A 12,781-nucleotide genomic window follows, 5' to 3' on the forward strand; every position below is an offset into this window, starting at 1 on the left:
CCGGCATTGATGGTCAGTGGAACCCCAGCTTAGGCGTGAGAAAAGGGTGGGCTGGACGCAGCTAAACACACACAAAATGTCCCTTATCGCGACACGCCGTAAAAACACACAAAATGTCCCTTAAGCCGCCAGTCCAACACTCCACCCCAAAAGAAGTGTCGTGGCGACGTGAAAAAGGCCCTCCCCGATTCCTCGGAAAGGGCCTTTGACCTGGTGCGCCATGACGGGCTCGAACCGCCGACCTACTGGGTGTAAACCAGTTGCTCTTCCAGCTGAGCTAACGGCGCGCTGGGTAGAGACTTTAACAAAGCTTCTACCGATCGCAAAATTAACAACAAACAGGCAGGTAAACGCCTATTTTGGTACACCGGCGGAGCGGAGGCAGGAGCCTTGCCATTCGCCGAAGCGGTCGGCGGTGGTTTGGACCAGGCCGGCGAGTTGGGCGGATTCGGAGATGACGCCGGGTTGTACGCCGCCGGGCTTGGAGGCGCCTGGGGTCATGAGCCAGATGCGGGCGTTGTCGTCGAGGTTGCGGGAGCAGTCGACGAGGACGTCGACAAGGTCGCCGTCGTCTTCGCGGTACCAGAGCAGGATCATGTCGCAGAGGTCTTGTGCGTCTTCGTCGAGGAGTTGGTCGCCGATGCGGTCTTCGATCGCTTCGGAGATGGTTGCGTCGGCGTCGTCGTCCCAACCGATTTCTTGGACGATTTCGCCTTGATTGACCCCTAGTCGGTCAGCGTATGTATCGACACCGTTGGCGCCCAACGTTCTTATTCCTCCCAATGAGATGAGTGTTGTATGCAAATATGCCGTTTAGTTTACATCTGCGGGTTACACATTACCGGACAAATATGCGACGGCCTCCGGGGGCCCTCGAGTTTTGTGACGTTCAACGCAATTGGCTGAAACCACGTATCCTGTTTTGCAGGTTTTCATTCCCGCCTGTGCCTCGCTGGTTGCAGGCCCGAAACGTTAGGAGGACGTTCCTTGGCTGAACACAATAATGACTCCAACATCCCGTTGATCCGCGAGGGTGTCGCTTCGTATCTGCATGATACGGACCCGGAAGAGACCCAAGAATGGATTGACTCGTTTGATGGGATTCTGGACCAGTCCACGCCGGAGCGTGCTCGATTTTTGATGCTGCGCCTGTTGGAGCGGGCGTCGGCGAAGCGGGTGGATTTGCCTGCGTTGTCGTCGACGGATTTCGTGAATACGATTCCGACGAAGATGGAGCCGGAGTTCCCTGGTGATGAGCAGATTGAGAAGCGCTACCGCCGTTGGATGCGTTGGAACGCGGCGATCATGGTGCACCGCGCGCAGCGTCCGGGTGTGAAGGTTGGCGGCCATATTTCCTCGTATGCGTCGGCGGCGGCGTTGTATGAGGTTGGTTTTAATCACTTCTTCCACGGCAAGGACGCTGAGCAGGGCGGCGACCAGATTTTCTACCAGGGTCATGCTTCCCCGGGCATGTACGCGCGTGCGTTCCTGGAGGGTCGTCTGACTGAGGATGATCTGGATGGTTTCCGTCAGGAGCATTCGCGTCCGCAGGGTGGTCTGCCGTCGTACCCGCACCCACACGGTATGAAGGACTTCTGGGAGTTCCCGACGGTGTCGATGGGCTTGGGCCCAATGAACGCCATTTACCAGGCTCGCTTTAACAAGTACTTGCAGGATCGCGGTATTAAGGACACGGATCAGCAGCACGTGTGGGCGTTCCTCGGCGACGGCGAGATGGACGAGCCGGAGTCGCGCGGTCTACTGCACATGGCGTCGCTGTACGGCCTGGATAACTTGACCTTCGTGGTCAACTGCAACTTGCAGCGTCTCGACGGCCCCGTCCGCGGCAACGGCCAGATCATCCAGGAGCTGGAGGCCTTCTTCATTGGCGCTGGCTGGAATGTGATCAAGGTTGTGTGGGGCCGCGAGTGGGATGAGCTGCTGGAGAAGGACAAGGACGGTGCGCTGGTCCACGTCATGAATACCACTCCGGATGGTGATTACCAGACGTTTAAGGCCAATGATGGCGCGTTTGTGCGCGAGCACTTCTTCGGCCGCGACGAGCGGACGCTGAAGCTGGTCGAGGACATGTCGGATGAGGAGATCTGGGCGCTGCGCCGCGGCGGCCACGACTACCGCAAGATCTATGCGGCGTACAAGCGTGCGCTGGAGACCAAGGGCAAGCCGACGGTCATTTTGGCGCACACGATTAAGGGTTACGGCCTGGGCCACAACTTTGAGGGTCGTAACGCGACGCACCAGATGAAGAACCTCACGCTGGAGGACCTGAAGCGCTTCCGCGACAAGCAGGGCGTGCCAATTAGCGACGAGGAGCTGGAGAAGGATCCGTACCTGCCGCCGTACTACCACCCGGGCGAGGACGCGCCGGAGATCAAGTATTTGAAGGAGCGCCGCGAGGAGCTCGGCGGGTACCTGCCGGAGCGTCGTGTGAAGTTCACACCGCTGGAGCAGCAGCAGGACTTCGAGAAGGCCTACAAGGCTATGTTCAAGGACTCGGGTAAGCAGGAAGTTGCCACGACGATGGCGCTGGTGCGTACGTTTAAGGCGTTGATGCGTGATAAGGAGATCGGGAAGCGAGTGGTGCCGATCATTCCGGATGAGGCGCGCACATTCGGCCTGGACTCCTGGTTCCCTACCCTGAAGATTTACAACCCGCAGGGCCAGAACTACGTCCCAGTGGACCACGACCTGCAGCTGTCTTACCGTGAGGCGGCGGACGGCCAGCTCCTGCACGAGGGCATCAACGAGGACGGTTCCTCGGCGTCCTTCATCGCGGCCGGTACGTCCTATGCGACGCACGGCGAGCCGATGATCCCGATGTACATCTTCTACTCGATGTTCGGTTTCCAGCGCACGGGCGACAACTTCTGGGCCGCTGGCGACCAGATGGCGCGCGGTTTCATCATCGGCGCGACTGCTGGCCGCACCACCCTGTTTGGTGAGGGCTTGCAGCATATGGATGGTCATTCGCCGATTTTGGCGTCGACAAATCCGGCGGTGGTCACCTACGATCCTGCCTTTGCGTACGAGATGCCGTACCTGATTTCCAAGGGCATCGAGCGCATGTACGGCGACGGCCACGGCGAGGACGTGATGTACTACATCACCGTCTACAACGAGCCGACGCACCAGCCGGCGCGCCCGGAGAACCTCGACGTTGAGGGCCTGCACAAGGGCATCTACCTGTTCGACGAGGGCGAGAAGCACGAGCACAACGTGTCACTGCTGGCGTCCGGTATTGGTATGCAGCAGGCGCTTCGCGCGCAGAAGATCCTGCAGGAGGACTACAACGTGGGCGCCTCGGTGTACTCGGTGACGTCCTGGGTGGAGTGTGCGCGCGACGGTGCGCGTGTGGCCAACGAGCAGCTGCTGCACCCGGGCGAGGATGTCGGCGAGGCGTTCGTGACCCGTCAGCTGAAGCAGACGGAGGGCCCGTACGTTGCGACGTCCGACTTCGCCACGGACCTGCAGGAGCAGATCCGCCCGTACGTGCCGGGCCAGTACTTGGTGCTTGGCGCGGATGGGTTCGGTTTCTCGGATACGCGTGAGTCGGCACGCCGCTACTTCAACATTGACGCCGAGTCGATGGTGGTGGCAGCGCTGATGGGTCTGGCGAACGAGGGCAAGATCGAGATGGATGTTGCCGCGCAGGCTGCGAAGGACCTGAAGATCGACGACCCAACCGAAGCCTAAGGGCTAGCGCGGGAGGTACGGGGCGAGCGCCGGAATGTTCGGCGCCAACGCTGCGAACAGCGCCCCGACCACCGCGAGCGTAGAGAGCACCCCTAGCGTGATGACGAGCGCCCTCGAACCCGAGGAGCCGGTCGAGTCCGCTGGGGGTGTTTGCGGTTGCGTCGGCTCTGGCGGGTTGGGGCCGTCGTGGCTGATCCGGAGGAACGCGGTGCGGGTGGTGCCGTCTTCGAAGGTGGCTCGGACTGCGACGGTCGAGGGGGTGCGGGCGGCGTCGGAGGCGGTGCCGCTGACGGTGCCGGTGACGGGGTCGATGGAGAGGTCCCACCCGGCTGGTGGATCGATGAGCTCGAACTTCGCGTCGGTTGGGAGCTCGACGCGATCGCGAAGGTTGAACGGCGTCGCTGTGAACGATGTGCCGTGGGCGACCTCGACTGGTTCGTAGACGGGTTCGTAGATCAGGCGCTGGTCGGCAACGAGCGAGACCGGCACGCTGATGTACTCCGTGGTCCCGTCTGGGTATTTCACACCGATGTCGAGTTTGCGGGTGTTTTCGCCGCGTTGGACGGTGGTACAACTCGGTGCGTAGAGCTGCCCGGCTTCGACTTGGTCGCAGTTGAAGAACTGGAGGCGCACGACGAGGGTCGTGTCGTTTTCGATCGTGGCAACGATGGGCACCCCTTGCGTTTCTCCCCCACCGGCGACCCAGAACGTTGTCCCCTCCGGCGCCCCGGTCGGGGTGAAACGTGTGCTCTCCGTGTAGAGCTGACCTGGGACCAGCGGTACGTAGCGGGGCTCGGTGTGGAAGCTCGGCTGGTAGCGGTCGGCGTCCGTCACGTCAGCGGCCACTGCCAGCGGGGCGCACGCGATGGCGCAGGTTGCGGCGGTGGTGGCGGCGAGCAATTTGTAATTCATGAGTTACTTCACGTCTTCGGTAATGCGTTGGATGAGTCGGTTGATGGCGGTGCTGACGGCGCCAGGGGCGTCGAGAGGCGGCATGTGGCCGCTTTCAGGCAGCACCTGCATGTAGGCGCGCGGCCAGATCTCGTGGAGTTTCGCGCTCTGGGACACCGGGGTGACGGCGTCGTGGTCGCCGACGAGGATGTAGCCGGGGATGGTGCCAAGCACCTCGCCGGCGTCGAGTTCCGAGTGGTGCAGCAGGTCCTCGAAGTAGCCCGCGTAGGTTTCCAGCGGGGTTTCGCGGATCATGGCGGCGTGGAACTGCACCAGCTGGTAGCTCATCGGCCGGAAGTAGAACCCCAGTGCGAGGATCGGGGTGAGCATGTCGGTGACGACTTGCCGCACGCCTTCCGCGAAGTGCGGGGTCACGGCGACGACGCCTTCGATGAAGCGCCCGATCGGCCCGGCCAGGATCTGCGGCAGGCCTTGGACGGTGAAGGGTTCGACCGCGCTGGAGATCTGCACCGAGCCCGCGAGGTTGAATTCGTGGTGGTAGCGCCGCATCATCGAAAGCGAAATCGGGCCGCCGAGTGAGTGCCCGACCACGATGGCGGGGCCGCGCACGTTGCGTTCGCGCATGACGGCGGCGACGTCGTCGGCGGCGGCGTCGATAGTTAAAAGCTCAGGGTCGACTTTGCCGGTCTGCCCGTGCCCGCGCAGGTCAAGCAGCAGTTGACGCACCCCGTGGCCTGCAACGGCTTCGGTTTGCAGGAAGAATTCCTCGGCGGCGATGTTGAAGCCGTGAACGTAGACGACGGTGACGGCATCCGGGTCCTCGGGGCCGAGTTCGTACCAGTGGATGTTGACGCGCTCTCCCCCGGCGTCGGCTTCAAGGACGCCCTCACGGTCGGGCTTGAGCCCGTATTCGCCGTCGCCGGTGTGCAGCAGTTCGCGGGTTTCCACGAGCTGTCGGCGCGCTTTCGGCGTCAGCGATCGGAGGTAGGCAACTGTTTGCAGCATGCTTCCACCTTATTATGTGGGTATGGAACTCTCACAACGCTTAGATTTAAGCGCCCTCAAGCTTGACGACGCCCCCTCCGACCCGACCGCGAACACCGAGGATGCCTCCGCGTTCGCTCAGCTCACGCGCCTCATTGAGCGCGTGACCGGCGAGGACACTGAAGCGCTGGATCGGGAGACCACGCTGGATGGCGCCGGGGTGGCGTCGTTAGATCGTATTGAGCTTGCGGTGCGCATCGAGCAAGAGCTGGGCGTGCCGATTGATGAGGAGACCTACCGGCGGCACTCGACGCTGGGTGAGCTGTGCGCCTACATTGAAGGGCACGAGGACTACAAAGGAGCGTAGCGTGACTATTTCCTATCTCACCGACATGGACGGCGTGCTGCACAAGGAAGGGCAGATGATTCCTGGCGCGGACGCCTTCATTCAGCGCCTGCATGACGAATCGATTCCGTTTATGGTGCTGACGAACAACTCGATGCAAACCCCGCGAGACCTCTCGGCGAAGCTGGTCCGGATGGGCTTGCAGATTGAGCCAGAGCGGATTTGGACGTCCGCGACTGCCACGGCGACATTCCTGTCGCAGCAGGTCGGCGAGGGCTCAGCGTACGTGATTGGTGAGGCCGGGATGACCACCGCCCTGCACGAGGCCGGGTGGATCCTGACCGACCAGGATCCCGACTTCGTGGTGCTGGGCGAGACGCGCACCTATTCCTTTGAGGCGATCACGACGGCCTGCAATCTGATTCTGAAGGGTGCGCGGTTCATCGGTACTAACCCGGATCTGACGGGCCCCGGCCCGAACGGCATTCTCCCGGCGACGGGCGCGGTGGCTGCGATGATTACGTCGGTGACTGGGATGGAGCCGTACTACGTGGGCAAGCCGAATCCGGTGATGATGCGCTCGGCGCTGAACAATATCGGCGCGCACTCGGAGCACACGGTCATGATTGGTGACCGGATGGATACGGACGTGAAGTCCGGCCTGGAGGCCGGCATGCGCACACTGCTGGTGCGCACGGGAATTTCGGATGACGCCGAGATCGCCCGCTACCCGTACCGGCCAACGAAGGTGATCGATTCCGTTGCCCAGCTTGTGGACGTCATCACCGATCCTTTCGGCGACGGCGCGTACAGCTAGCCCTATCCTGCCGCTTCGACGCTGGCGCTGAAGCCGTATTCGGCGGCTAGCGCCGCGAGCGCGTCCGCGAAGCTGCGCGTGACGTCCGGGGTCGCGCGGAAGGTTTCGCGGCACTGGTAGGTGCCAGTACTGTCCCGGCGCCAGCGGGTGAACCAGGCGTCGTCCCAGAGCGCTTCGGGGTTGACGGGCGCGTCCGGGAGCAGGAGCAGGAGTTCCTCGACGTGCATGCGCGCTGCGGCGGGCATGTCCTGGATGCTCATGACGGAGGTCGTCGGCGCGGCGCAGACAGAGCGCCACGTACGCGGGGCAACGAGTGTTGTTGTCATTGTGGGGACCCTTCTGTGTGTGACAGTGCGGCGCACGCGCCCGGTGACTAGTCGGTTCCGCGCCCGCTGACTAGGCGAGCACATCTTCGTGCGAGACGAGGTTCGTCTTCCCCAACGGCCTCTCGCATCACTTTGCATGACACGAGCCACACCGGGCAACCCTCAACAACTGGTTGATCCCCCTGTTTACTGAAGCTCTACTTGAGGGTCAGGAGCTACCTGGCTGCTACCCCAGCGCCCTGACGGCGTCGAGCACCATGGCCCAGAACCGCTCGGCGTCGAGCTTCGTGGCCACGGAGGTGTGGCAGTCGGCGGGCGCGGGGCTACGGAAGTCCGCCACGGTGCGCCCGGTGGTGAGCAGGCCCTGCGTCTCGACGTCCACCGGTACCTTGACCGTCTCCACCACAGTTGGGTCGATGAGGTAGGCGACGCAGCACGGGTCGTGGACTGGCGGGTCGTCGAACCCCTGGGCGTCCTGGTAATTCTTCCGGAACGCACCGAAGAGCCCCACGACGAAGTCGCCAACATTCGTGCCCAGCGCAGCGAACTGCTCCTCGACCTCTTTGGTTGCCAGCGCCTGATGCGTCAGGTCCAGGCCGACCATGACGACGGGCCACTGCTCGTTGAAGACGATATGGGCGGCTTCCGGGTCGACGATGATGTTGAACTCTGCGCTCGCAGTCCAGTTCCCAGCGCCGTAGGCTCCGCCCATCAGCACGACTTCTTTGACGCGCTCGACGATGCGCGGCTCGAGCCGGGCTGCAAGCGCGATGTTAGTCAACGGGCCGGTTGGTACCAGGGTGACGGTCCCGGCGGGCTCGCTCATGATCGTGTCGATGATGAACTGCACACCGTGCTTCTCCTGCACCGACAGCGCCGGCTCGGGAAGCTCGAAGCCGTGGATTTCCATGCCGGTGTCGCCATGGATGCCCTCGGCGGTTTCCACCTCGCGCAGGATCGGCCGGGTCGCACCCGCGTACAGCGGAACGTCCGTGAGCTTTGCGACGGTCAGCACCTGCGCCGCGTTACGCGTGACCTTCTCCAGCGTGTGGTTGCCACCGACGGTGGTCACGCCTAGGAGTTCAATGTTTGGGTTTCCGGCTGCGAGCAGGATGGCCACGGCGTCGTCGTGGCCTGGGTCGCAGTCGAGGATGATCTTGGTTGTCATTTACTGCACCTTCTTTCGTGCCGCGTCTTCTGCGGCGATCGTGTCCGGAAGCGATTCGGGGCGCGGGATGAGGAAGGACGTACAGAACGCGCCGATGAGCAGGACTGCGCCCGCGATCATGCCGGCGCGGTAGCCGCCGTTCTGGTCGGCGAACGTGGCCACCACCGCGAAGATCACGGTGAAGGAGATCCCGGCGCCCAGGTTAAACGCGCCCGCGTTCAGGCCCGGCAGGTAGCCCTGGTTCGTCTTCGGCGCCAGCACCACGTGCAGCGACCCGAGCATGATGTTCGCGATACCCGCGTAGGTCACACCAGCGGCAACCGACAGCGCCAGCAGCAGGCCCTTCGTCGGGTTAGACACCACGAAGGTGCCGAAGACCACCGACAGGAACGCGCCGGCGATACCGATCTGCAGCATGAGCTTGTAGCCCACCCGCCCGGCACAGAACCCGGCGATCGGACCAAACACCAGACCAGCCAGCGCGTACGGGGTCAACGTCCACCAGGACACCACGCCCGCCGACATCCCCGGACCAAACGTTTCGTCCTGGGCAAGGTTCGGGACCAGGCCGTTCATCACGGCGAAAATGCCGGTCATGGTCAGGGTGGTCGTCGTCAAGAGCGCCCACGTGCGCCGCTCCTTGAGCAGGTGCGGGGCAACCAGCGGGTGCTCCGTGGAGGACTCGATGCGCCAGAACACCACCAGCGCCACCGCGCCGACCGCGAACAGGACAATGACCATGAACCAGTTCGCGGCTGCCAACGCACCGGCCTCGTTCAGCGCGGTCAGGATCGCGCCGACGGCCACGACCAGCGGGACCACGCCCTTCCAGTCCATGGCGTAGCCGGCGTCGGACTTCGTCTCACGCACACCAAAGTGCACGGCGAACACCGCCACGACAGCAAAGACGCCGATCACCCAGAACAGGGAGCGGAAGCCGAAGGCAGCTGTGAGCCAGCCGCCCATGATGGCGTCGATACCCGCGATACCACCGTTAATCGAGGTCAAGATGCCAATCAACAGTGCGAACTGCTTCTCTTCGCGCACCTCCTGGCGCAGCATCACGGACGTCAGCGCGACCGTCGGCCCCGACACGCCCTGAATGACGCGCCCGATGAACAGCATGGTGACATTCGCCGCCAGCGCCGCAACCACCGAGCCAATCGCGGTGACCACCATCATGCCCACCAGCACTTTTCGACGCCCAATTAAATCTCCCCACCGCGGCATAAACAGGGAAAACAGTGCCGCAGCGGTAAAGAACGCGGTCTGCGTCAACCCGATCTGGGAGGTGGTGGCGTCGAGTTCGCGCTCCATCGTCGCCAGCGCGGGCGCCAGCATGGACGCGTTCAGCTGGAACGCGAAAACGGCGGTTAACAGGGCAAGCATGAGGGGCCAAACCTGGCCGGGCGGAAGGCGGTGGCCTGCTTCCGGGGGTGGCATGTGTGTATCGTGCATGCCCCCGAGTCTAAAGCAGGGCGTTCCAGATGGCAGTGTTCGTTTCCTGCCACAAGGGCTTCGCCCACTCGCCGAACTGCTCGTCAGTAAGCGCGACCATGGCTTGGCCCTGCGCAACCCACAGATAGGTCCCCGCCATACCGAAATGCCCCACCGTGTCGGCCGGCATGGTGTCCCCCGTCCAATGGGGGGACTTCTCCCCCTTAATCTCAAATCCGAGGCCCCACGGGCATGGCTTTTGCATCCCGTAGCCGGGCACTACCCCACGCAAGTCCCCGAACTGGTTGCGGAACGCCCCCGCGACGGTGTCCGGGTGCAGCAGTGTGGGCTGCAGCAGTTCCGCGGCGAACTTGCTCAAGTCTGCGACGCTCGCGCGCGCCCCGTGGCCCGCGGAGCCCTCCAGCACCGCCGTTTCCATCCCGAGCGGCGCAAAGACCCCCTCGCGCAGGTACTCCGGAAACGCGATGCCGGTGGTTTCCTCCACGAAGTCCGCAAGAATTTCGTAGCCAGCGGACGAGTAAATCCGCCGCTCCCCGACTGGCTTTTGTAGGCGCCTGCTATCAAACCCGACACCGCTGGCGTGCGACAGCAGGTGCCGCACCATCGATCCCTCCGGCCCGCACGGGGTGTCCAGCTCGAAGGCGCCTTCCTCCACCGCCAGCAGCACCCCGTACGCGGCGAGCAGCTTGGTCACGCTCGCCAGTTCAAACACACGGTGCTGGTCCCCGTAGGTTTCTTCACACTTACCGACGAGCGCCGCCGCGCAGTGTTTCACCGGCCAGGATGCAAGGTGCTCTTCTAAAATCATGCCCACATGATAGCTACTTGCGCACCCACTCGACGCGCACTTCGTAGTCCTGCATCGCAGTGCCCTGCTTGAGCGCCTCCGCGTGCGATGTCATGAGTTCTTCCACGCGCGTGTGCGCACGATCCAGCAGCCCCTCCTTGACCGCGCGGTCCGCCGCACGCGTCTTCTCCTCGGCGAGGAAGCCGGTGACGTCCTCCACCTTGACCTGGTTGAGCGGGTTCATCGACTGCTTGTACACCTGCACGCTCGTATCGTCGATCTCCGAGGAGGTCACGCTCACCTCTGGGACTCGCACCGTGATGGTCTGGGCGGCGTCGTCAATGTTGACGCCGATCGCCTCGACGTCCGCGATGCCCGCCTTGACAGTCCCGCTGTAGCTCAGCAAGAAGTTGCGCCCGGTCAGCGGCACCTTCACGCCTGCAAGCTCAAGCCCCTTGTTGTCGTAGTTGCCCACGTTCGAGTACGCATACTCCTCAACCGAGAGCTCCCCCACCTGCCTAAACGACGCCCCTATCGCCGCCTCACTGATCTCCTCCCGACCGACCTGCAGGCCGTTCGGGACCACAAACTTCAACACCGCAAACGCGGTGACCAACGCAATCACCAGCGCAGTAAGCACCAGCGCGCCTACTCGAAATCCTCTTTTTTCCACGCTGCAAGACTACAGCGACACGTTACCGCCCGATCTCATCGGGGGCACAGACCCGGATCTTGTCAACAAACTGCTGTGGCGCACCGCGGCCTCGCAGCGCGTCACCGTTGTAGCACGCGGAGTTCAGCCCGCGCTTCGACGTCCCATCCGGCAGCAGCGCCACCCAGCGATCCCCCTTGCGTTCAAACGGCACAATCCAGTCCGACTGCTTCTGCCCCGCCACGGCCCACTGACCCTCGCAGTACATCACGGTCGTCCCCGTCACGCCTGGCCAGCCCGGCATCGCCGCATCAAAGGCCTGCGGAGAGCACTTATTTATCGACGCCCCTCCGAAGCCCAACGCCGCCAACCCCGGCACCGTCGAGGACAACCCCGTCAGCCCAGCAACCACCTTCGGGTCCACGTTCGGGATCAGCCCCTGCGACACGGCGAACGCAGCTCCCGCACCAACAGCGGCCAGGACACCAAGCGTGATCCCCGCAATTGCAGCCGGGCTCAGTTCCTCGCCGTCGGAGCTGCCGGAGCTGTTGGCCTTGTCCGGCGCGGCCTGCTGCGTCTCCTCCGACCACGCGACAGGCGCCTGGACGGCCGTCACGGACACAGCCGAAGCTACAGTGAGTGCAAGCAGTGAGTGTTTCATAGCGACCACCCTACAACCGCCCACTGTTCATGTCCACGAAACATGCCCTGAACTGGCGATTTTTCAAATCCCAACATCCGGGTTAAAGTATTGCTCGTTGCTTTTAAGCACGTATTCCTCCATAGCTCAGTTGGCAGAGCATTCGACTGTTAATCGAAGGGTCACTGGTTCGAGCCCAGTTGGAGGAGCAACCACAACCCGAGGCGATCACCTCGGGTTTTTGCGTTTCTGGTTGCTGCGGTCTTGACCACGCTGATCCCGTCGATCTCTTTCGGCCCCCGACCGGAGCGAACGGGCACGCTCCCAAGTTGGCTTAAGGGACATTTTGTGTGTTTATCTCCGTCCGGCCCACCCTCTTCTCACGCCTAAGCTGGGGTTCCACTGATGATCAATGCCGGTTTCGAATTCTTTCGGTCCGTCGACCTCTTCCCGTTGACCTACTCCCGTCGACCGGAACACCCGAGCGCCTCGATGCGACCAGAATTGTGCACGTCAAGGGCTTTGCGCGTCCCCCTGGCTATATGCGACCGCCCAACGCACAGGCGGCTGGTTCTAGTCCCCTAGAGCCCTCGATGCCGCGGGTCCCTGCGCTACCCGCAGACTCCAGACCACACACCAGACGTCATTCGGTGTTGATTTCTCAAAACGGGCGAATGGAACTGTTTTGAAAACCATATCTGGTTGTTGGCCGAGGTCATCCCGGGAAACCAGATAGATTTATACACACAAAATGTCCCTTAAGCCCCCAAGTTATGAATTCCCGCTTTTTGCCGGTCCAAGAATCTCTATCACTAGAGGATCGACCTCCCCCTTGGCACTCGTCAGCAGCGCAAGGCGTGCCAACCTTGTTTTCGCGTCATCGGTGTCCTGGAAAACAGTGCGCTCATCATTCGCGTACGGAAGCACGCGCTTGCGGCGAAAAAGTCCCATAGTGTGCATGCTAATTTCCTTTTAAC

13 protein-coding genes and 2 tRNA genes are annotated in these 12,781 nt (G+C 62.6%); 4 read left to right on the forward strand and 11 right to left on the reverse strand.

The features are described from left to right. Window positions 1–211 precede the first annotated feature (211 nt). Both BJP06_RS07900 and BJP06_RS07905 read right to left on the reverse strand, forming a co-directional pair. A tRNA-Val gene (locus BJP06_RS07900) sits at window positions 212–287 on the reverse strand. 67 nt (window positions 288–354) lie between these two features. Beyond that, window positions 355–765, reverse strand: coding sequence for a DUF3052 domain-containing protein (locus tag BJP06_RS07905; protein ID WP_083290848.1), 411 nt, complete (start codon window positions 763–765; stop codon window positions 355–357). Window positions 766–987: 222 nt separating this feature from the next. On the opposite strand from BJP06_RS07905, the gene aceE reads away from it, so the two are divergent. Next, complete coding sequence (gene aceE, locus BJP06_RS07910) at window positions 988–3,714, forward strand: pyruvate dehydrogenase (acetyl-transferring), homodimeric type (RefSeq protein ID WP_071573464.1); 2,727 nt, start codon at window positions 988–990, stop codon at window positions 3,712–3,714. A 3-nt stretch (window positions 3,715–3,717) separates the two neighbouring features. Here the strand turns inward: aceE and BJP06_RS07915 are convergent, their stop codons facing one another. Both BJP06_RS07915 and BJP06_RS07920 read right to left on the reverse strand, forming a co-directional pair. Next, window positions 3,718–4,626 carry a Rib/alpha-like domain-containing protein gene (locus BJP06_RS07915; protein ID WP_071573466.1) on the reverse strand — a complete coding sequence of 303 codons (909 nt, stop codon included), beginning with the start codon at window positions 4,624–4,626 and terminating at the stop codon, window positions 3,718–3,720. Window positions 4,627–4,629: 3 nt separating this feature from the next. Next, window positions 4,630–5,631 carry an alpha/beta fold hydrolase gene (locus tag BJP06_RS07920; protein WP_071573468.1) on the reverse strand — a complete coding sequence of 334 codons (1,002 nt, stop codon included), beginning with the start codon at window positions 5,629–5,631 and terminating at the stop codon, window positions 4,630–4,632. 22 nt (window positions 5,632–5,653) lie between these two features. On the opposite strand from BJP06_RS07920, the gene BJP06_RS07925 reads away from it, so the two are divergent. Both BJP06_RS07925 and BJP06_RS07930 read left to right on the forward strand, forming a co-directional pair. Beyond that, window positions 5,654–5,977 (forward strand): acyl carrier protein, encoded by a 324-nt coding sequence (locus BJP06_RS07925; protein ID WP_071573583.1) that lies wholly within the window; start codon window positions 5,654–5,656, stop codon window positions 5,975–5,977. 1 nt (window position 5,978) lies between these two features. Continuing rightward, entirely contained in the window at window positions 5,979–6,773 is a 795-nt protein-coding gene (locus BJP06_RS07930; RefSeq protein WP_255365820.1) for an HAD-IIA family hydrolase, read from the forward strand. A 2-nt stretch (window positions 6,774–6,775) separates the two neighbouring features. Here BJP06_RS07930 and BJP06_RS07935 read toward each other — a convergent pair whose 3' ends face one another. From BJP06_RS07935 to BJP06_RS07960, 6 genes are all read right to left on the reverse strand, one after another. Continuing rightward, on the reverse strand, window positions 6,776–7,099 hold the full coding sequence (locus BJP06_RS07935; RefSeq protein WP_071573470.1) for a hypothetical protein: 324 nt from the start codon (window positions 7,097–7,099) through the stop codon (window positions 6,776–6,778). A gap of 226 nt (window positions 7,100–7,325) precedes the next feature. Beyond that, entirely contained in the window at window positions 7,326–8,267 is a 942-nt protein-coding gene (locus BJP06_RS07940; protein WP_070975101.1) for a nucleoside hydrolase, read from the reverse strand. After that, the gene (locus tag BJP06_RS07945; protein ID WP_071573585.1) at window positions 8,268–9,710 is read right to left on the reverse strand and encodes an MFS transporter; all 1,443 of its coding nucleotides are present in this window, start codon (window positions 9,708–9,710) and stop codon (window positions 8,268–8,270) included. It abuts the gene before it with no gap. 25 nt (window positions 9,711–9,735) lie between these two features. Next, window positions 9,736–10,533 carry a serine hydrolase gene (locus BJP06_RS07950; RefSeq protein ID WP_071573586.1) on the reverse strand — a complete coding sequence of 266 codons (798 nt, stop codon included), beginning with the start codon at window positions 10,531–10,533 and terminating at the stop codon, window positions 9,736–9,738. 13 nt (window positions 10,534–10,546) lie between these two features. Then, window positions 10,547–11,185 carry a DUF4230 domain-containing protein gene (locus BJP06_RS07955; RefSeq protein WP_083433245.1) on the reverse strand — a complete coding sequence of 213 codons (639 nt, stop codon included), beginning with the start codon at window positions 11,183–11,185 and terminating at the stop codon, window positions 10,547–10,549. 22 nt (window positions 11,186–11,207) lie between these two features. After that, on the reverse strand, window positions 11,208–11,825 hold the full coding sequence (locus BJP06_RS07960) for a hypothetical protein (RefSeq protein WP_071573472.1): 618 nt from the start codon (window positions 11,823–11,825) through the stop codon (window positions 11,208–11,210). Between the two features lie 115 nt (window positions 11,826–11,940). On the opposite strand from BJP06_RS07960, the gene BJP06_RS07965 reads away from it, so the two are divergent. After that, a tRNA-Asn gene (locus BJP06_RS07965) sits at window positions 11,941–12,013 on the forward strand. Window positions 12,014–12,575: 562 nt separating this feature from the next. Here BJP06_RS07965 and BJP06_RS07970 read toward each other — a convergent pair. Next, the gene (locus BJP06_RS07970) at window positions 12,576–12,755 is read right to left on the reverse strand and encodes a hypothetical protein (protein WP_143110593.1); all 180 of its coding nucleotides are present in this window, start codon (window positions 12,753–12,755) and stop codon (window positions 12,576–12,578) included. Between the last annotated feature and the right edge of the window lie 26 nt (window positions 12,756–12,781).

Source organism: Corynebacterium sp. NML120713 (genome assembly GCF_001875735.1).
Lineage (GTDB): Bacteria > Actinomycetota > Actinomycetes > Mycobacteriales > Mycobacteriaceae > Corynebacterium > Corynebacterium pseudogenitalium.